Origin of the sequence: Sphingobium sp. Ant17 (assembly GCF_000588875.1) — a bacterium.
In the GTDB taxonomy this organism is placed as follows: Bacteria; Pseudomonadota; Alphaproteobacteria; order Sphingomonadales; family Sphingomonadaceae; genus Sphingobium.
In genome coordinates this window covers 1-18,560 of record NZ_JEMV01000003.1, presented here as the reverse complement: position 1 = coordinate 18,560, position 18,560 = coordinate 1, and the positions used below count along the sequence as shown (strand labels likewise).

Sequence of the window (18,560 nt, the reverse complement as noted above, 5' to 3'; positions counted from 1 at the left end):
CAGATATTATCGCAGATGGTAAAAGGGTTTAAACCATGGGGCTGCTTTCGGAATTCAAGACTTTCATCAATCGTGGCAATGTGATGGATCTGGCGGTCGGCGTCATCATCGGCGGCGCGTTCGCGACCATCACCAAGTCGTTGACCGATGATCTGATCATGCCGGTTGTCGGCTATATTTTCGGTGGTGCGGACTTTTCGCGTTATTTCATTCGCCTGGGTGACTTGCCCCCCGGTTATCAAGGCAACCCGCTCAGCTATGCCGACCTGAAGAAGGCGGGCGTTGCCATGTTTGGCTGGGGTGAATTTCTGACCGTTTTGGTTAACTTTCTGATCCTCGCCTTCATCATCTTCCTGCTGGTCAGGTTGGTCAACCGGTTGACGGCAAAGCAAGAGGCGGAAGCCGCGCCGGCCGCACCGGCACCGACGCCGGAAGACATCATGCTTCTCCGCGAAATCCGCGATTCCCTCAAAAAATAGTCGTTTATGCGACGAAGCGAGACGGCGACGGGAACCATCGCCGTTGCGACCGGTTGATCGCGGTCAGGGCTGAAGGCTGCACGTGCGGCCTGGAAGCCTTGCGCAGTAGGTAGCCCCAGGGGGCGCAACAGGAGAAAAACGCCGTGAAAACCTTCGTCAAAGTCCTTGGCCTCGCCAGCCTTGTCGCGCTCGCAGCGTGCGATTCCGCTAAGGAAAACCAGGTCGAGAATGCTTACGAAAATCAGGCGGACGCCCTCGACAACCAGGCTGACAATATGGAAGCCATGGCTGACAACCTGACCGGCAATGCCGAAGCCGCCGCTGAAAATGCCGCCGACGCGCTCGAAAATCGCGCCGACGCCACGCGCGAAGCGGGCGATGAGGCTGAAGACGCGGTCGAAGACCAGCAGTAATTAGCATTTGCTACTAAAGCGAAGGGGCGTCGTGATACGATCACGGCGCCCCTTTTGCCGTTCGCTCTCCGGCTTTTAACGGCCCCTTAACCACGCTCGGCCAAAGGTGGCCGCTGCGCGCATCGGTGGGGCCATGAGAATGGACGAGTTACTACAGGAATTTATATCGGAAACCCAGGAAACGCTCGAAGCGTTGGCTGGGGAGGTCGTGGCGTGGGAAGCCGATCCATCCGACCGTGACCGGCTGGATGCAATCTTCCGCTTCTTCCACACGGTCAAAGGCAGTTGCGGCTTCCTGAACCTGCCTCGGTTTGAACGGCTAAGTCATGCGGCGGAAGATGTGCTGGCGGACATTCGCGCAGGCAAGCGCGGCGCCGATCCTGCCACGGTGAGCGCGGTGCTGGGGCTGATGGACCGGATCGGCGAACTGACCGAAGCCGTCGCCATGGGCGCTGCGCTGCCCAATGAAAATGACGATTATCTGATCGCGGCGCTGAACGCGCCAGCGGACCAGCCTGCGCCCCAAGTGGAGTCAGCCCCTGTCGCGGTGGCCCGGCAAGCGGGACAGGCCGGACCGCGCACCATCCGCTTGCCCTTGAGCCTGATCGACCAACTGATGAACGGCGTGTCGGACATGGTGTTGGCCCGCAACGAATTGTCGCGCAAGCTGCGCGAACGATCCGCTGACCCTGAACTGGATAATGTGTTCGAGCGGCTGTCGACCTGCGTGGCGGACATGCGCGACGTGATTTCCAAGACGCGGATGCAGCGGGTCGAGCGGCTGTTCGCGGCCATCCCGCGCATGGTCCGCGATCTCGGCCGGGATCTGGGCAAGCGCATCGACCTGACGCTGGAAGGCGGCGACGTCGAGATGGACCGCGAAATGGTGGAGATGGTCGTCGACCCGCTCACCCATATCGTGCGCAACAGCATCGATCATGGCATCGAAGCCCCCGAACAGCGCCGCGCCGTCGGCAAGCCCGAAGCCGGTGCATTGCGGGTGGAAGCCCGCCAGTCGGGCAACCAGATCGTCATCACCATCAGCGACGATGGTGCAGGCATCGACACGGCACGGCTGGTGGACAAGGCGATCGGCGCGGGCCGCCTGACCCCCGAAGCGGCGGCGCGGATGCCCGAAGCGGACAAGCTCGACCTGATCTTCCAGGCTGGGCTGTCCACCGCTGATCAGGTGACGTCGATCTCCGGCCGGGGCGTCGGCATGGACGTGGTGCGCGCCAATGTGGAGCGGATCGGCGGCGTCATCGCGCTCGACAATCATCCGGGCCAGGGGCTTTGCATCACCCTTCGCGTGCCGCTGACGCTGACGATCATACCAGGGCTGGTAGTGCGCGCAGGGGGGCTGCATTTCGCCATTCCGCGCGCGGCGGTGGTCGAGATATTGCACGACAATAATGCCATGCTCCAGATCAGCCGTATCGGCGGTGCCCAGGTCGCGACTATCCGTGGTGTGCGGCACTCGATGATTGAGTTGGAGGATGTCCTGAGGATGGAACGACCCGCACAGGCCGGACCGCGCGCGATCATGGTCGTCCGGTCGGGTAGCGGTGTGCCTTATGCGATGGGTGTGGCGGCGGTCGACAATCATGAGGAACTGGTGATCCGGCCGGCCTCCCCTCTGATCATGGCAAGCGGCGTCTATGCCGGCATGACCTTGCCCGACAATGGCAAGCCGATGCTCCTGCTGGACGCGGCCGGCATCGCGAATGTAGCGCAATTGCCTACGATCCTCGACGATCAAGCGGCGCGACGGACAGAGGAGCAGGCGGATGCCCCCACCGGCGTCGAAATGGTTGCCGCGCTGCGGTTCGAGGAAATCACCGGCGAAAAAAGGCTGCTCAAACTGGCGCTGATCGACCGGGTCGAGGATATCGACGTCGACCTGTTCGGTCGGTCGGGCGACTGCGCCTATGTACGGCTCGACGGGCGATTGGTCCCGGTTGTCAATGGCTTGTCCCGGTTCGATCGGGCCAAAGTGTCCGCTTTGCGCCTGCGCGATGGAACACGCGAAGCCTGCTATCCGGTCGCCGCCGTGCTGGATATCGTCCAGATGCCGCTGGTGCCCGACATGGTCGCGATGCACGGAATCCTGAGCGGTGTCGCCGTCATCGACGGCGAGCATCTGGAGGTGATAAACCCGTTTGCATTGTTCGCTTCGCTGTCCGCAAATGACATTATCGAGGGAAAGGGCGGGCGCTGCCTGCTGGCTGATGCCGAGGACGGCTGGACCCGCGAGATATTGGCACCGCTATTGCGGCAGGCTGGGCATGACGTGGTGCTGGGGTTACCCGACGACGGCGTGATCGATCCGCAGGACGTGCTGCTGTGCCATGATGGCGAGGGTTCGAAGGTAGCGGGGATCATGGCCGAGATGACCGGATGCCGGGTGGTGCAATTGCGCGCCTCGCCCCGCGCCGCCGGGCCGCGCGATGCCAGCATCTATCGCTACGACCAAAATGCGCTGATGGCGGCGATCGCCGCCGGACAGGGATAGGGCCATGAACCGACTATATCTTTTCGCCACTTTGGCGGGCACGCGGATCGCCGTGGAAACCGGTGAGGTGGAGGCGGTGGTCAAGCTGACCGAGATTTCGCCGGTGCCGGGTATGGGCGCGCATGTCGCGGGTCTGTCCGCGCTGCGCAGCCGGGTGCTGACCATCATCGACACGGCCGCCCTGATTCAGGGGGAGGCATCGCCAACGCGTGAAGCGGGCCTTGCTATCATCGCCAATATCGCCGGGCATAGCTATGGCTGATGGTTGACAGCGTATCCGACATTTGCCGCGTACCGGAGGGCGAATTGCCGTTGCGTGGCCAATTGGACCGCGCCTGGGCACCCTATGGCCGCGCCATCGTGGAACAGGATGGCCATCCCTGGCTGCTGGTATCGCTGGCCAGCTTCATCGACGGAGGGTGTCAGGCGCAGGCCGCCTGACCTCTTTTCCAACTCGTTTACCAAAAACTCGCTTTTGCCCGTTAGGTCTCGATTTTCGGGCCATAAATTCCAAAGGGACGCGTCATGAAGAACTGCCTGGTCGTCGACGATTCGAAGGTCATCCGCAAGGTGGCCCGCCATATCCTCGAATCGCTCGACCTGTCCGTCACCGAAGCGGTGGATGGACAGGACGCCCTGACCCAATGCGAAGCCTCCGCGCCCGACGTGGTCCTGCTCGACTGGAACATGCCGGTAATGAGCGGGATGGAGTTTCTCCAGGCCCTGACGACTGCCAAGATGACGGCACGGCCCAAGATCATCTTCTGCACCACAGAAAATGGCATCAGCCATATCAAGGCTGCAGTCGAAGCGGGGGCCGACGAATATGTGATGAAGCCGTTCGATCGCGAAACGTTGGAAAGCAAATTGGTGATCGTCGGGGTGATTTAGCCCGACGGTCTGCACCCTTATCCAGGGAGTAATGTCCTACCTTTCCTTCTTCGTGCAGAGAGCCTCGTGATGACCGTCAGCATGCCGATCATGACCAATCAAAGGAGAGAGCAGGGTGCCGTGCGCACCCTGATCGTCGACGATTCGGTCGTCGTGCGCACGGTGATCGAGCGCATCCTGAACGCTGACCCGGCTTATAAGGTGGTCCACAAAACCAACAGCGCGGAACTGGCGCTCGGCTATCTGGCCGACAATGCGGTCGATTTGGTCTTGTTGGACATCGAACTGCCCGGGCAGAGCGGTTTGGCTGCGCTGCCCGCGGTCCTGCAAGCACGGGCTGGGGTCAAGGTCGCAATTCTGTCGGGCAAGTGCGAGGAAGGCAGTGCTGCAGCCGTTGAGGCATTGGCACTCGGCGCAAGCGAGATCGTGTCCAAGCCAGGTAGTGGCAGTTTTGGCGAGCAATTTTCCCAGGCTTTGATCGAACGGCTCAACCGGTTGTTCGATCAACGGGTGATGGCCGTGCTTTCGACCGCTCCCGCCATTCCCCCTGTCGTGCAGCCGGCACTTCAGCCATTGGGCTGTCTTGGGATTGGTGCATCGACCGGGGGCATCCACGCGCTGGGGCAATTATTCAACGGACTGACCGCGCCTTTGGGCGTACCCCTGCTCCTGACCCAGCACCTCCCCGCAAGCTTCACGGTCTATTTCGCCCAGCAATTGACGCGCATGACCAGCCTGCATGTCAAGGTCGCGGAAACCGGTGACATTCTGGCCCCAGACACCGTGTATGTCGCGCCGGGCGACGCCAATCTTCAGGTGCGACGCGGCCTCTATGGCCGTGTTGTGATCCAGCTCAATCCCGAACGTACCCCAGCGGGCAACCTGCCCGGCGTCGATCCGATGTTCGCCAGCATGGCGGAGGTCTACGGCGCGGGCGCGGCCGGGGTCGTGCTGACCGGCATGGGCCGGGACGGCACGACCGGTGCGCGCGACATCGTCGCGGCGGGTGGCTGGATCGTCGCGCAGGACGAAGCCAGCAGCGTGGTGTGGGGCATGCCGGGATCGGTGGCGAGTGCGGGCCTGACCTGCGCCCTGATGGAGCCTCAACGGATGATGGATTTTATAACCCGCCGCGGCAGGGGAAGCGCATGAAGACCGCCCAGCCTGCAGCGATATTTGAAGGCGCAGCACGCGTCCTGGCGGCGCTGCTGGAAGCGCGCACTGGCCAGGCTTTGTCCGAGGGGCGCGCCTGGCGGATGGAAACAGCGCTCCGGCCGGTATTGCGTCAGCATAAGCTGGCAGACATGGATGAACTCGCCGGACGATTGACGCGCAAGAGCGACCCCCGGCTCGAAGAAGATGTGGTCAACGCGCTGCTCAACAATGAAAGCAGCTTCTTTCGCGATCTCCAGATTTTCGACATGATCCATCGTCAGATCCTGCCAACGATCCAGGCGGAACGGACGGACAAGACGTTGCGGATTTGGAGCGCGGGCTGTTCGACGGGGCAGGAGGCCTATTCGTTGGCGATCCGTCTGCGCAACGACGCGGCGCGTTGGAGTGGCTGGCGGATCGAGATCATGGCGAGCGACATTTCGACCGCAGCGATCGATCAAGCTCGGTCGGGGATTTTTTCGCAGATGGATGTTCAGCGTGGGCTGGCGGTAGGCGATCTCATCAAATGGTTCGAACCCCATGGCGAGGATTGGCGCGCCAGTGCGGAACTGCGCCGCATGATCGATTTTCGGCACGATAATCTGTTCGATGCCAAGGTGCCGAGCGGCGAATATGACTTGCTCCTATGTCGCAACGTGCTGCTCTATTTCTCGCCAGAACGGCGACAGTCGGTGTTGCGGCTGTTGGGACGGCACAGCCACGACCGGTCGGTGTTGCTGCTGGGCGCGGGAGAGACGGTTATCGGTCAGGGCGATGACTTCACTGCCCATCCCGAATTTCGCGGTGCTTATGCCCGACAGGCGCAATTGCCGGGTGGGGCTATCAGGCGGACCCGGCGGGTCAGCTGATAGGTCTGTGCCACGGCAGCTTGCTCGTTTTTAACCATGCTTGATTGCGGCGTCGCGCTGCGCCATTGTCGTGGCCCAAGCTGCCGGATCGAAGGGGCAGGCTGAAAGGGCGTGATGACCGAGCTGCCGATTATCGAGACGCCGTCGCCCAATTATGACGAGCGCAGCCTGCCCATCACCATGCTGGTGCTCCATTACACCGGGATGCCCGACGCGGCGAGCGCGATCAACTGGCTGGCCAACCCGGAATCGAAAGTGTCGGCCCATTATGTCGTGACCGAGGATGGCCAGATCATCCGCATGGTCGATGAGGCCAAGCGGGCCTGGCACGCGGGACGATCGCACTGGCGCGGTATCGACGACATCAACTCGGCCAGCATTGGCATAGAGATCATCAATCCGGGGCATGAATGGGGCTATCGGCCCTTTCCCGAAACGCAGATGGGGTCGCTAATCCCATTGGTGCATGACATCACCCAACGGCACCGGATCACACGCGGCAATATCGTCGGCCACAGTGATATCGCGCCCGCCCGCAAGCAGGATCCGGGCGAGCTGTTTCCCTGGGGACAACTGGCGCGGCTGCGACTGGCGCTGCCCCGGCCAACGAAAAATCTGATGGACCCGCACTGGACCGATGGCGGCTTCATGCTGGCGCTCGAACGCTTCGGCTATGACATCGCCGAACCGCAAGCAGCGGTGATTGCGTTCCAGCGTCGCTTCCGCCCGGAACGGATTGATGGGGTGATCGACGGCGAATGCCGCGCCATCCTGCTCGCGCTGCTGCTGCCCAAGCCGAGGGGCGACGAATAAGCAGGTGACGCCGGACCCGAACGGCGCTAGGGACCAATCCGCCAGAGGGCTGGGCGGCCGCGGCGTGGCGGGTAACTTCCACGGCGAGGAAAGTCCGGGCTCCACGAAATGACGGTGCCGGTTAACGACCGGCTGGAGTGATCCAAGGGACAGTGCAACAGAAAGCAGGTCGCAACGGCTTAGGCCATGCGAAATTGAAAGGGTGCGGTAAGAGCGCACCGCGTCTGCGGCAACGCAAGGCGGCACGGTAAACCCCACCGGGAGCAAGACCGAATAGGGACGGCGCGCAGTTTCGGCTGCTAGGTCTGTTTCGACCGAGATCGTCCGGGTTGGTTGCTGGAGGGGCGGAGTAATCCGTCCCCTAGAGGAATGGTCGCACATCTCCGAAAGGAGAGGACAAAACCCGGCTTATAGGCCCTCTGGCACATTTTTTGCGATCCCTTTGCGCTGCGGCGGGGTGGCGTTTTTCTGACGGAATCCTTACCTGTACCCCATGTCTCGTAACGGCCGATCCAATGACTGGGGCTTTCCCCGCTGGCGCAGCTATGGCGCATCGCGTGAGGCGCAGGCTGTGCGCGGCTGCGATCGTTTTGGTTGTGACCAGCCCGGCAACTGCCCCGCGCCAAAATCTCCCAACAGCCCGGAGCGCTGGTATTTCTGCCCCGAACATGCCGGCGAATATAATCGGAATTGGGATTATTTTCAGGGCCTGGATGATGAAGAGCGGGCTAAGCGCGAACATAATGAGCGGCGCGATGCAGGCGGCTATCAGTCGAGCGCCTATCATGGCTGGGGCGGGCCGGGCGATGGCAACCGGTCGCGCGACGAACTGCATGCGCTCCAGGCGCTCGAATTGGAAGATGACGCAGATTTCGAGGCGGTGAAGAAGAGCTGGCGGCGGCTGGCCAAGGAATTTCACCCCGACGTCAAGCCTGGCGATGCGAAGGCGGCGGTTCAGTTCCAGACGATCCAGGCCGCTTACGAGGTTTTGCGCGCGGCTGAAGAGCGGCGGACCTGGAAACCCCGGGGAGCGGTGGATTGAGGACGCAGCGATGAAGGATCATGTTCGGTCCAACTGGCGCAATGCGGTGCTGGTGTGCCGCAAATGCGCGAAAAAGCTCGACGGCGGTTTCGGCCCGGATGGGGATGAGCGGCTGGCCAAGGCATTACGCAAGCATCTGACGCTGGGCAAGGGGCGCAAGGCCGGCGCTGGGGTCATTGAGGTCGACTGCCTGGGCATCTGTCCCAAAGGTGCGGTCACCGTGGTCAACGGCGCTGCGAGCCGCGAATGGTTGCTGGTGCGGCCCGGTGCGGATTTGGATGAACTGGCCGACACGCTGGGTATCGGCGCAGCGAAACAGCCTTAATATTATCCTTACCATTCAATCCTATCCGAATTGAATGACATATTCTGCGCCCTCGCGTCTCGGCCTCTCTCTGTTCATACAATGTGGCCTGGTAATGAGCGGTCTTGTCGCGCTTTATGCCACGCCTCCTGCCAGTGGGCGGATGCTGCTGGTCCCCATGACGCAGGAAGGTCGCGCGGGGCTCGCCCGGGTTGCTGTGGCGCATGGTGCGCGGCTCGTCGCGGCCGGACCCTGGCCAGGATCGCTGCTGGTCGAAGGACGGCGGGACGCTCTGGCGCGCCCGCTATGGATTGCAGGCGTGATTGCCCTCTCCGCGCGTGCCGGTGGCTGCGGGGAGGTGGGCTGATGACAGCGATCGACAGTCTGGGCCGCCTGCGTTTGCAGGGGCTGCGCATTTTACTACTCGCTAATTGGCTTTGGACGGTCGTCCTTGGTCTTGTCGCCCTGCGGCTCGGTGGCGATGTCACGATAGAAACGATGCTTGTATCGGCGCTGGTGAATATGCTGCCAACTGCGATGGTTCTGCGCGGACGCCGCGATCTTGAGGCGCGCATGGTCATGGGCACGCTAGCGGCGGTGCAGCCTGCTATCGGCGTGGTGCTGTTGTCGGGCCATGGCTGGCAGATGGATGGCCATATGTATTTCTTCGTGGCGCTTGCAGGGCTGGTGCTGCTGTATGACTGGCGACCGATCGTCCTGGCGGCGACATTGGTCGCGCTGCATCATCTGGTGCTTAACTATCTGGCGCCGTCCTGGGTGTTTCCGGGGCAGGGCAATTTGGAGCAGATCGCCATCCACGCCGTCGCGGTGACATTGCAGGCGTCCGTGCTGTGCTATCTGAGTGTCCGGTTGCGGGCGATGCTGCTGGCACTGGACCGCCATGTCGCAGGATCGGCGGAACTGGCCGACGAGGCGCAGGCCGGCCGTGCTGCCGCCGAGGCCGCGATGACCGCCCGGCGCGAGGCCGATGCGCGTGAAGCGGCGCTACGGGTAGAAAGAGAGCGGGAGCGGGAGCGGATGACCGCGGATCGGCGGGCCGAGACGTTGGCGCTGCTCGCAGCATTCCGTCAGTCGATCGCCGAAGTCGCGGGTGCCGTCAGCGCAGCGACTGGCGAATTGGTGGAATCGGCGCGCTCGCTCAACGATTTGGCTCGTCGTGCCAGCGCAGGCACGGGGGAAACCGTGCATGCCGCCGAACAATCCTCCACGCGGGCTGCCATGCTGGCAAGGCGGATCGATCAGCTATCCGAGTCGATCACCGCGATTGCGTCGGCCGCCCATCAGCAGGCCACGCTGGGCGGTGAGGCGCAGCGCGTATCCAATGCTGGGCATGAAGCGATGCGCGACATGGAAAGCCACACGGCATCGATCACCAGCTTTGCCCATTCGATCACGCAAATCGCCTCGCGCACCAACTTGCTGGCGCTCAACGCCACGATCGAGGCGGCGCGTGCTGGTGAAGTCGGGCGTGGCTTCGCCGTGGTGGCGGGCGAGGTGAAGCAACTGGCGGGGCAGGCGGCCAATGCGACGGGTGAGATCCAGTCGCTTGCGGCATCCGCACAGCAGGGGGCAGGGGTCGCCCAAAACGCGCTGTCCGATGTTGCCAGCGCGGTCGAGCAACTGGCTGACGCTGCCGATGCGATCAAACGCGCCGTCGCCGATCAGCGGGATGCGACGGCAGCCATTGGTGCGACCGCGCGCGACACGGCGCAGGACGCCACCATCATGCCGGCCGGATGGAGGAAGTGGCGGATATGGCGCGCAGCACCGAAAGCCTGTCGGGGCGCGTGTCGAGCGCAGCGTCCGGTCTGTCACGCACCGCGCAGGATTTGCAGCGCGCGACAGACTTGTTCGTGGCCCAGCTCGAAGCGGCCTGACGCTTGGTCAGCCCGCGCGTGCGATGGGCGCGGGCGATCGGCGCTGCTGGTCCGCCAGTGGATAGAGGGTCCGGTTCTCGCGATCGACCCGCTCAGCCAGCGCGGCCAGGATCAGCCGGGTTTCCGCGCAGAAGGCGGGCCATTCGCGGGCAATGCGATCATCGCTCCAATCGGCCATGTACCGGGTAAAGCGGTCGGCCAGCGCGCCGGTTTCGCTCTGTAATTGCGCGGCGGTCTTGCGCGCGGTCAAGTCTGGCGACTGCTGCATCGCGGGATAGAGGATGCGATCCTCCAGCGCGAGATGCGCGATCAGTTGTCGCGCGAGCGGCCACCGCAGCGCCGCCACGCTTTGCGGGATGCTGCTATTGCTCGTTGCCTGCGCCAATTGTCGGGCGGTCAGGCTGATTTGTTCATGCTGCGCTCGTAGCGCTACCATATCCATCATATGTCGCCCCCTCTCCTTACGGATAGGCGATGATGCGCGGCGAGAATTAAGAAAAGATTGTTTAGAATCCGCAATGGTGCAGAAAAGTGGGCGACCTCTCACGAGGCCGCCCCTTTGCGTCAGCCCGGCTGGTCAGCGCGGCTGGCGCCTTCGCCGTCCAGGTTCAGCGCCGCGAAGTCCCAGTTGATCGCGTCCTTCAGGATGCGGTCGGCATAGCCGGGACGGGCGTTGCGATAATCGATATAATAGGCATGTTCCCACACATCGACGATCAGCAGCGGGGCATGGCCTTCATGCGCGACGGGCGTATCGGCGTCATGATAGCTGGTGACTTCCAGCTTGCCGTCCTTGAGGACCAGCGCAGCCCAGCCGCTGGCAAAATGGCCGACGGCCTCCGCCTTCATCTTCTCGATCAGCGCATCGACCGAACCGAAAGCCTCTTCGATCTTGGCCAGCAGGTCGCCGGTCGGCGCGGTCTTGGTCGGCGACAGCGACTGCCAATAGAATGTGTGGTTCCAGATCTGGCCGACCTGGTTGAAAAGGCCGCCCTTGGTCGACTTGATCAGTTCGACCAGCGACTTGCCCTGATGGGCGGCGTCGGCAGCGACCAGTTCATTGGCCTTCACGACATAGGCGTTGTGATGCTTGCCGTGGTGATAGTCGAAGGTTTCGGCCGACAATATGTCGCCAAATGCATCCTTGGCATAAGGCAGGTCGGGCAGAACAAAAGCCATGGCGGAACTCCTAAGGTTCGGTGGGACGACCGCACGATGACTGGCGCGGTCGATCTGTTATGGGTCCAGGCGGGACGTGACACGCCGCCGCGCTCTTCCATATGCGCACCCGCGCGCGGAAAAAAAGGCCTATATGCCTATTGCGAAACGATCGCAGAAATAAGGCTTAGCGCGCGGCCTCAGCCCTGTGGCGGGGTCGTCTCGCCAATGTCATCGCTGGCAGGTTCGTCGCCCAGCTTCAGACCATGGCGCATCAGCATGGGGATGTTGGCGGCGGCGAAGATCACCGAGACGATGGTGACGCCCCAAACCTTGACCGCAAGCCAGGTGTCGAAGCTCAGCGAGCGGCGCATCGCTTCGTTCGCGATCGCCATGGCGACGAAGAAGAGCGCCCAGTTGCGCGACAATTTCATCCAGCCGGCGTGGCTGAGACCATCATAGGCGGCCTGGAGCAGATATTTGAGCAGCGGCTTGCCCCGCGCGAGTCCGGCAAACAGCATCAACGCGAAGAATGCGTAGATGATGGTCGGCTTCAACTGGATGAAGCTCTGGTCATGGAAATAGATGGTCAGGCCGCCGAAGAACAGCACCAGCGCTGCCGATAGCCAGAGCATCGGCGAAACCCGACCCAGCTTCCATTTGGATACGATCACCGCGATGACAATGGCGACCATGAAGGCCGCCGTGCCCATGATCATGCCGACGAATTTATAGCCCAGGAAAAACACCAGCAGCGGCCCGAAATCGAGCGCCAGGCTGAGCGTGCCGCTATGGGCGGGCTGTGGCGTGGATTTGCTCTGGGTCATCACAATTGCTCCGTCATCCCAGCGAACGCTGGGATCCCACTTTTCTTTGCGGCGATCAGAAGGAAGGGAGATGCCAGCTTTCGCTGGCATGACGAAGGGACTGCATCAGCGGGCATAGGCTGTTCCTGCAATAGCGCGGGCCATGTCGCCGGGATCGAACGGGCGCAGATCCTCGATCTTTTCCCCGACGCCGATGGCGTGGATGGGCAGGCGGAATTTCTCCGCCGCCGCGACCAGCACGCCGCCGCGCGCGGTGCCGTCCAGTTTGGTCATGACCAGACCCGTGACCTGCGCGGTTTCCTTGAACACTTCGATCTGGTTCAGCGCATTCTGGCCCGTGGTCGCATCCAGCACCAGCACGACGTCATGAGGCGAAGCCGGGTTCAACCGGCCCAGGATGCGGCGAATCTTCGCTAACTCATCCATCAATTCGGTCTTGTTCTGCAGGCGCCCTGCGGTGTCCACGATCAGCACGTCGATGCCGGTGGCGGTCGCCTGCTTGACCGCGTCGAACACGATGCCCGCCGCGTCGCCGCCTTCCTTGCCCGCGACGATCGGGATGCCCAACCGCTCGGCCCAGACCTTCAGCTGGCCGATCGCAGCGGCGCGGAACGTATCGCCCGCCGCCAGCATCACGCCATAATCCTGCTCCAGGAAATTATGGGCGAGTTTGGCGATCGTGGTGGTCTTGCCCGACCCGTTGACGCCGATGACCAGGATGACCTGCGGCCGGGGGAAGGCCTCGATTTCCAGCGGGCGGGCGACCGGGGCCAGCACCTTCTCGATCTCCTCCGCGATGATCTCGCGCAGATACTCCTCGGTCAGTTCCTTGTTGAACCGTCCTTCGGCCAGCCGCTCGCGCACCCGCACGGCCATGGCCGGGCCAAGGTCGGACAGGATCAGCGCTTCCTCGATCTCGTCGAGCGTCTGCGCGTCCAGCGCGGCCTTGCCGAAAAGGCCGGTGAGATTGTCGCCGAGCTTGTCGGAGGTGCGCTTCAAGCCGCCAAAGAGGCGGTCGCGCCAGGAAATGTCAGCCATGTTCATCCACCATCGTCACCCCAGCGCAGGCGGGGATCCATCTCCCGACGCAGCATCAAGCGCGGCGGTTGGGAGATGGGTTCCCGCCTGCGCGGGAATGACGGAAAAAAGAGCGTCATTCTTGAACCGCCTCTTGCGCGATCAGCGTGTCCTTCTCAAGCCCCGTGATGCGGGCGGCCACGATGGTCGAGGGCAACTGCGGGGTCGCAAAACGCACGGGGGCGAAATTTTCGGCATGACCCGACAGCCCGCTGCGTTCGACCAGCACCGACTGGGTGGTGCCGATCAGGCTGCGCAGCCAGGCCTCCCGTTGCGTGGCGCAGGCGGCGCGCAGGCGGGCAGCGCGGGCCTTGATGGCCGTGCGATCGACCTGCGGCATCCGCGCGGCGGGCGTGCCGGTGCGCGGCGAATAGGGGAAGATATGGCCATGGACGATGTCGCAGTCGGCGATCAGCGCGAGGCTCCGCTCGAACATCACATCTTCCTCGGTCGGGAAACCGGCGATGATGTCCGCGCCGATGCTAATGCCGGGGCGCGCGGCCTTGAGCCGTTCAACGATGCGGACGGCATCGGCGCGGCTGTGGCGGCGCTTCATCCGCTTGAGGATCAGGTCGTCGCCCGCCTGAAGCGAGAGATGGAGGTGCGGCATCATGCGTGGCTCATGCGCAATAAGGTCGAACAGCCGGTCGTCTATCTCCACGCTGTCGATCGAGGAGAGGCGCAGCCGGGGCAGGTCGGGCACGCCGGTCAGGATGCGTTCGACCAGTGAGCCAAGCGAGGGGCTGCCCGGCAGGTCGGGGCCGTAGCTGGTGACATCCACGCCGGTCAGCACGATCTCACGATAGCCCGCGGCCACCAGCTCGCGGGCCTTGTCCACCACCGCGCCTGCGGGGACGGAGCGGCTGTTGCCCCGGCCATAAGGGATGATGCAGAAGGTGCAGCGATGGTCGCAGCCATTTTGCACCTCCAGGAACGCGCGGGCATGATCGGCAAAGGCCGACGCCATGTGCGGCGCGGTGTCGCGCACGGCCATGATGTCGGCGACCTTCACCTTTTCCGTCATGGGGGCGAAGGCTGGCATCTCACTTTCTGAGGATGACGCTGAAGAAAAGGGGGATCCCAGCTTCCCCTGGGATGACGGAAGATAGGTTTCCGCGTCCAGCTTCTCCCGGTTGCCGATCACCGCATCGACTTCGGCCATCGCCGCGAACGTCTCCGGCTCGGTCTGCGCGGCGCAGCCGGTCACCATGATCCGTGCGTCGGGCCGTTCGCGTCGGGCGCGGCGGATCGCCTGGCGGGTCTGGCGCACGGCTTCGGCAGTGACGGCACAGCTGTTGACGACGATCAGGTCGTCCTGCCCCTGCGCCAGCGTGCGGATCGCCTCGCTCTCCGCAATGTTGAGGCGGCAGCCCATGGTGATGATGGCGGGGCCGCTCATCAGAAGCGCGACCAGTCAGCCTCGCCATCGAAGACATGGGTGGCGGGGCCGGTCATGCTGATCGTGCCGCCCGGTGCCCAGTCGATGACCAGATCGCCGCCGGGCAGGCTGACGGTGACGGGGCCGCGCACCAGCTTGCGGCGGATCGCGGCGACGGCGGTGGCGCAGGCGCCTGTGCCGCAGGCGCGGGTGAGGCCAGCGCCGCGTTCCCACACGATCAAGCGGATATGATCGTCGCTCAAGACTTGCGCAAAATTGACGTTGATGCGGGCGGGGAAGAGTGGGTCGGTCTCGATCAGCGGGCCGAGCCGCTCGAAGTTCACACCGTCCCAAGCGTCCAAAAAGAAGATGACATGCGGGTTGCCGACATTGACTGCGGCCGGGGCGGGCAGGTCTTCCCAGCTTGCGCCCATGGTGAGCGTGTCCATGGGGTAGGCGAGCGGGATCGCGTCCCATGCGAAGCGCGGCGCGCCCATGTCGACGCTTACGCCGCCATCGACGGCTTTGGCTTCGAGCAGCCCTGCTTTGGTGCGGATCGACACATCGCGGCCGACGAACAACGGCACGCAGCGAGTGGCGTTGCCGCAGGCTTCAACCTCGCTGCCGTCCGCGTTGAAAATCTGCATCGAGACGTCCGCATCGGGCGCGTTGCCGATCAGGATGAGTTGGTCGCAGCCAATTCCGGCATGACGATCGGCAATGGCGCGGGCGAGATCCTGGGTCATTTCGATAGCGTCAGCGCGCGCGTCGATCACGACGAAGTCGTTGCCCAGGCCGTGCATTTTGGAGAAGCGTCCCATGATGGGGGACATGTAGGGGGAGAAGCGGGAAAAGGCGAGTCTGCGGTTACTCTTCTGCCTTGAATAGCAGGTTGACGCCGCGAATGAAGGATATGGCATTACCTTCATTGTCTTTGATGATCTCGACCGGCAGGGCTTGAGCCTGGGCACAGCCAACACGGGCAAGCCTCACTTCCTTAAGGTTGCTGGAGCTTGGTTCACAGGCCACCATTTGTCCGGTGGCATCAAATCTTGCGATGAGGCGGATCGTTTTCTCGCGTGAGCCATCGGGCAATTGGCGGACGGTCAATTCCATGTCGGGCGAGGGAATTGGAGGCCTGGTCCGGGGTGGAGCGCGACCTGGCAATGTCCACGACAGATGACCGCTATAGAGGTTATAACTTGGTTGGCCGGTTTCATCTCTAGCTGGCTTGAACCTCGAACGGCCGACGATCATCGCGCAGGTTGCTGCGTCGAGGTCGGCTGAATTGCTCGATTGTGTGACGTCACAACGGCCAACTCGTCCCGTCGGTGAGATCAATAGGCGAAAACCTACTGTACCTTCCTCGCGCCGCTGCAATGCATCGGCAGGATAGTCACGATCTGACAGCCAACCGCCGGGATTATTGGCAGGGGTGGCAAAGGCGAGCGCACTCGCCAGGAAAAGTGCCAATGCCATATTTATTCCCCTTCAAACCGCCGTTGCCCGTTTTTGCCCATACAGAAAATACACGACCAGCCCCAGCGCATTCCACCCGAAACACGCCAATATCGTGTCCCTCGGCAGGCTGATGAACAGATAGGCGCAGCCGCAGATCGCGCCCAAGCCGACGAACCAGGCGGCGGGTGTGCGGAAGGGGCGGCGCAGGTCGGGGCTGCGGCGGCGCAGGACGAGGAGGCAGGCGCCGACCGCGGTGAAGGCGATCAGGGTGCCGGCGTTGGCCAGCGCGGCGATCTCATCGATGGGGAGGAGGCCCGCGATGATCGCCACCAAGACGGCGGTGACGATGGTGATCCGCACAGGGGTGCCGCGCTTGGAGATTTTGGCGAGGCTTTGCGGCAGGAAACCGTCGCGCGCCATGACCAGGAAGATGCGGCTCTGGCCGTAGAGGAACCCGAGCAGCACGGTCGGCAGGGCGATGACGGCGGCGATGGCGACGATCCGCGCCACCTCTCCGCGACCCATTTCGCGCAGGATCAGCGCAAGCGGTTCGGGGCTGTCGGCAAAGCGGGTGAAGGGCATGGCCCCGATCGCGGCAGCGGCGACGAGGACATAGATCAGGGTGCAGACGATCAGCGAGCCGACGATGCCGATAGCGAGATCACGGTCGGGATTCTTGGCTTCCTCTGCCGCCGTCGAAATGGCGTCGAAGCCGTAGAAGGCGAAGAAGATGATCGCCGCCGCCGCCATCACGCCGCGCTCGACCCCGTCCGGTCCCATGGCCTTGGCGAAGCCGAAGGGCATGAAGGGTTCAAGATTCTGCGCGTCGAAAGCGGGCAGGGCGACCCAGACGAAGAGGCTCAGGGTCGCGATCTTGATGAGGACGAGGATGCTGTTGAGGCGGGCGCTTTCATGGGTGCCGAGCATCAGCAGACCCGCGACCACGGCAATGATGAAGATGGCGGGCAGGTTGACGAGGCCGCCCAGTTCCGGGCCTTGCGTCAGCAGTTCAGGAAAACCGATCCCGGTCAGCAGCGGCGCGGCATAGCCCGACCAGCCGACCGCGACGGTGGAGACGACGAGGCTATATTCCAGGATAAGGCTCCATCCCACGATCCAGGCGATGCCTTCGCCCAGTGCCACATAGGAGTAGCTATAGGCGCTGCCCGCGGCGGGCATCATGGTCGAGAGTTCGGCATAGGCGAGCGCGGCGCAGGCGCAGATCGCGCCGGCTATGGCGAAGGAGAGGAGGACGGCAGGCCCGGCACGATCCGCGCCGACGCCGATCAGCGTCAGAATGCCGGTGCCGACGATCGCGCCGACGCCCAGCGCCAGCAGATGCGGCCAGGACAGGGTGCGGGCCAGGCGATGCTGGTCCCCCGTCGGAGTCATCGCTTCGATCGACTTGCGGCGTGTCCAACTCATGCGTCTCAGGCTCCCCTCATATCGTCGCCCTTAGCTTCGCACATTTCCCGCAGATTTCGACATAAAATTACGCGGCCTTGATCCTATCGGAAAGTCGGGGCGCGGCGTGTACGGGACGCGGGGAGAGTATAGCCGCGCATGTGCCGGTAGGACAGCGATGTGTGATGAGAAGTAATAGTTGACGTTTACCGCGTGCTGTAAAGCTCTCAGACTTGACGCTCACTATTGGTCAAGGGTGGCGTCCCGTCGTACCGCAAACTTCCATGCCGTGACGGCGATACTAGCGGTCAGAACCAGCGTTGCAGCGGCCACGACGGTACCGCAGAAGGCTAGAGCAATCGCTTCTCCGGCGTTCGTAGCGGACGACATATCAGGCACAAGTTTGTTCACGCCACTAGCCGCAAAGAACACTAATATCAGTGACCAGCGATAGCCCTTCGTTGCCTTTACGATTTGCATCGGACTTACGAAGTGTGTCGAAATCGCCTGCGCTATCGGCCAAGCGGGCAGGAACGCTAAAAACAGTAAGCCGATAAGAAGCAACGCGATGACGGTCGAAATGGTCAAGCCATCGTGCAGACCTGCACGAGACGCGTAAACTAGAACAGTCAAGCATCGATAATATCGGCATGAAGGTCAGAATGGTAATGGCTGTAAACTTGAGGAAGCCCACCACGGTTGATCGCTTTTCAACCATTGTCAGGTCGTAACATATGCCGCTGCGAGCCAAGGCAATATGACGACGCCGAGAAGGGCATAATCCAAATCGGAGAATTTAGTGTCTGTACCCCAATGAACTAGGTCGGTGATAGCCGATAGCGCGCCTGCCATTGAGACGTAGATCAGCCCACGCTTAGG

General features: G+C 62.8%; 19 protein-coding genes, 1 other RNA gene and 2 pseudogenes. 13 read left to right on the top strand and 9 right to left on the bottom strand.

Annotated elements, in window-relative coordinates:
- Positions 1–35: 35 nt before the first annotated feature.
- The 13 genes and pseudogenes from mscL to BF95_RS30575 all read left to right on the top strand — a co-directional run.
- A complete protein-coding gene (gene mscL, locus BF95_RS02435) occupies positions 36–479 on the top strand; it encodes a large conductance mechanosensitive channel protein MscL (RefSeq protein ID WP_043149120.1) in 444 nt (147 codons plus the stop codon).
- A gap of 143 nt (positions 480–622) precedes the next feature.
- Entirely contained in the window at positions 623–892 is a 270-nt protein-coding gene (locus BF95_RS02430) for a hypothetical protein (RefSeq protein WP_043149118.1), read from the top strand.
- Positions 893–1,031: 139 nt separating this feature from the next.
- Positions 1,032–3,404, top strand: coding sequence for a chemotaxis protein CheA (locus tag BF95_RS02425; RefSeq protein ID WP_043149116.1), 2,373 nt, complete (start codon positions 1,032–1,034; stop codon positions 3,402–3,404).
- 4 nt (positions 3,405–3,408) lie between these two features.
- Positions 3,409–3,845, top strand: a pseudogene (locus BF95_RS02420) (chemotaxis protein CheW).
- A gap of 84 nt (positions 3,846–3,929) precedes the next feature.
- Entirely contained in the window at positions 3,930–4,295 is a 366-nt protein-coding gene (locus tag BF95_RS02415; protein ID WP_037475370.1) for a response regulator, read from the top strand.
- 69 nt (positions 4,296–4,364) lie between these two features.
- A complete protein-coding gene (locus BF95_RS02410; RefSeq protein WP_043149114.1) occupies positions 4,365–5,447 on the top strand; it encodes a chemotaxis protein CheB in 1,083 nt (360 codons plus the stop codon).
- Positions 5,444–6,319: a CheR family methyltransferase gene (locus tag BF95_RS02405; protein ID WP_043149113.1), complete on the top strand. Its 876-nt coding sequence runs from the start codon at positions 5,444–5,446 to the stop codon at positions 6,317–6,319. The genes BF95_RS02410 and BF95_RS02405 overlap by 4 nt, the downstream gene beginning before the upstream one ends.
- Positions 6,320–6,433: 114 nt before the next feature.
- The gene (locus BF95_RS02400; RefSeq protein ID WP_043149112.1) at positions 6,434–7,132 is read left to right on the top strand and encodes an N-acetylmuramoyl-L-alanine amidase; all 699 of its coding nucleotides are present in this window, start codon (positions 6,434–6,436) and stop codon (positions 7,130–7,132) included.
- A gap of 41 nt (positions 7,133–7,173) precedes the next feature.
- Positions 7,174–7,559: RNase P RNA component class A (gene rnpB, locus BF95_RS25455), an RNA gene on the top strand.
- A 66-nt stretch (positions 7,560–7,625) separates the two neighbouring features.
- Positions 7,626–8,174, top strand: a complete 549-nt coding sequence (locus BF95_RS02395) for a J domain-containing protein (protein WP_043149108.1) — start codon at positions 7,626–7,628, stop codon at positions 8,172–8,174.
- A gap of 10 nt (positions 8,175–8,184) precedes the next feature.
- Positions 8,185–8,499: a hypothetical protein gene (locus tag BF95_RS02390; RefSeq protein ID WP_043149106.1), complete on the top strand. Its 315-nt coding sequence runs from the start codon at positions 8,185–8,187 to the stop codon at positions 8,497–8,499.
- Positions 8,500–8,593: 94 nt separating this feature from the next.
- Positions 8,594–8,845, top strand: coding sequence for a hypothetical protein (locus tag BF95_RS02385; protein WP_152542531.1), 252 nt, complete (start codon positions 8,594–8,596; stop codon positions 8,843–8,845).
- Positions 8,785–10,152, top strand: a pseudogene (locus BF95_RS30575) (methyl-accepting chemotaxis protein); the annotation flags it as partial. The gene BF95_RS02385 and the pseudogene BF95_RS30575, both read left to right, overlap by 61 nt.
- Positions 10,153–10,383: 231 nt before the next feature.
- On the opposite strand, the gene BF95_RS02375 reads toward BF95_RS30575, so the two are convergent.
- The 9 genes from BF95_RS02375 to BF95_RS02335 all read right to left on the bottom strand — a co-directional run bounded on the left by BF95_RS02375 (position 10,384) and on the right by BF95_RS02335 (position 18,269).
- Entirely contained in the window at positions 10,384–10,812 is a 429-nt protein-coding gene (locus BF95_RS02375) for a hemerythrin domain-containing protein (protein WP_327195397.1), read from the bottom strand.
- Positions 10,813–10,940: 128 nt separating this feature from the next.
- Positions 10,941–11,555 carry a superoxide dismutase gene (locus tag BF95_RS02370; protein WP_043149103.1) on the bottom strand — a complete coding sequence of 205 codons (615 nt, stop codon included), beginning with the start codon at positions 11,553–11,555 and terminating at the stop codon, positions 10,941–10,943.
- 179 nt (positions 11,556–11,734) lie between these two features.
- A complete protein-coding gene (gene ispZ, locus BF95_RS02365; RefSeq protein WP_043149101.1) occupies positions 11,735–12,361 on the bottom strand; it encodes a septation protein IspZ in 627 nt (208 codons plus the stop codon).
- 105 nt (positions 12,362–12,466) lie between these two features.
- Complete coding sequence (ftsY, locus tag BF95_RS02360; protein ID WP_152542530.1) at positions 12,467–13,399, bottom strand: signal recognition particle-docking protein FtsY; 933 nt, start codon at positions 13,397–13,399, stop codon at positions 12,467–12,469.
- 115 nt (positions 13,400–13,514) lie between these two features.
- Entirely contained in the window at positions 13,515–14,837 is a 1,323-nt protein-coding gene (mtaB, locus tag BF95_RS02355; RefSeq protein WP_043149098.1) for a tRNA (N(6)-L-threonylcarbamoyladenosine(37)-C(2))-methylthiotransferase MtaB, read from the bottom strand.
- Positions 14,837–15,640, bottom strand: coding sequence for a diaminopimelate epimerase (gene dapF, locus BF95_RS02350; RefSeq protein WP_200866866.1), 804 nt, complete (start codon positions 15,638–15,640; stop codon positions 14,837–14,839). Before dapF ends, mtaB begins: the two co-directional genes overlap by 1 nt.
- A 43-nt stretch (positions 15,641–15,683) precedes the next feature.
- Positions 15,684–16,295, bottom strand: coding sequence for an energy transducer TonB (locus BF95_RS26045; protein ID WP_081764009.1), 612 nt, complete (start codon positions 16,293–16,295; stop codon positions 15,684–15,686).
- Between the two features lie 12 nt (positions 16,296–16,307).
- Positions 16,308–17,702: an amino acid permease gene (locus tag BF95_RS02340; RefSeq protein WP_043149092.1), complete on the bottom strand. Its 1,395-nt coding sequence runs from the start codon at positions 17,700–17,702 to the stop codon at positions 16,308–16,310.
- Between the two features lie 222 nt (positions 17,703–17,924).
- Positions 17,925–18,269: a hypothetical protein gene (locus tag BF95_RS02335; RefSeq protein WP_152542529.1), complete on the bottom strand. Its 345-nt coding sequence runs from the start codon at positions 18,267–18,269 to the stop codon at positions 17,925–17,927.
- Positions 18,270–18,560 lie beyond the last annotated feature (291 nt).

Excerpts from the sequence above, each read along its gene's own strand:
- BF95_RS02370 (WP_043149103.1), bottom strand. The coding sequence starts at position 11,555 with ATGGCTTTTGTTCTGCCCGACCTGCCTTATGCCAAGGATGCATTTGGC.
- BF95_RS02390 (WP_043149106.1), top strand. The coding sequence starts at position 8,185 with ATGAAGGATCATGTTCGGTCCAACTGGCGCAATGCGGTGCTGGTGTGC.
- mtaB (WP_043149098.1), bottom strand. The coding sequence starts at position 14,837 with ATGAGCGGCCCCGCCATCATCACCATGGGCTGCCGCCTCAACATTGCG.
- ispZ (WP_043149101.1), bottom strand. The coding sequence starts at position 12,361 with ATGACCCAGAGCAAATCCACGCCACAGCCCGCCCATAGCGGCACGCTC.
- BF95_RS02400 (WP_043149112.1), top strand. The coding sequence starts at position 6,434 with ATGACCGAGCTGCCGATTATCGAGACGCCGTCGCCCAATTATGACGAG.
- BF95_RS02415 (WP_037475370.1), top strand. The coding sequence starts at position 3,930 with ATGAAGAACTGCCTGGTCGTCGACGATTCGAAGGTCATCCGCAAGGTG.
- BF95_RS26045 (WP_081764009.1), bottom strand. The coding sequence starts at position 16,295 with ATGGCATTGGCACTTTTCCTGGCGAGTGCGCTCGCCTTTGCCACCCCT.
- ftsY (WP_152542530.1), bottom strand. The coding sequence starts at position 13,399 with ATGGCTGACATTTCCTGGCGCGACCGCCTCTTTGGCGGCTTGAAGCGC.
- BF95_RS02410 (WP_043149114.1), top strand. The coding sequence starts at position 4,365 with ATGACCGTCAGCATGCCGATCATGACCAATCAAAGGAGAGAGCAGGGT.
- BF95_RS02395 (WP_043149108.1), top strand. The coding sequence starts at position 7,626 with ATGTCTCGTAACGGCCGATCCAATGACTGGGGCTTTCCCCGCTGGCGC.
- BF95_RS02340 (WP_043149092.1), bottom strand. The coding sequence starts at position 17,702 with ATGAGTTGGACACGCCGCAAGTCGATCGAAGCGATGACTCCGACGGGG.
- BF95_RS02405 (WP_043149113.1), top strand. The coding sequence starts at position 5,444 with ATGAAGACCGCCCAGCCTGCAGCGATATTTGAAGGCGCAGCACGCGTC.
- mscL (WP_043149120.1), top strand. The coding sequence starts at position 36 with ATGGGGCTGCTTTCGGAATTCAAGACTTTCATCAATCGTGGCAATGTG.
- BF95_RS02425 (WP_043149116.1), top strand. The coding sequence starts at position 1,032 with ATGGACGAGTTACTACAGGAATTTATATCGGAAACCCAGGAAACGCTC.
- BF95_RS02385 (WP_152542531.1), top strand. The coding sequence starts at position 8,594 with ATGAGCGGTCTTGTCGCGCTTTATGCCACGCCTCCTGCCAGTGGGCGG.
- BF95_RS02375 (WP_327195397.1), bottom strand. The coding sequence starts at position 10,812 with ATGGTAGCGCTACGAGCGCAGCATGAACAAATCAGCCTGACCGCCCGA.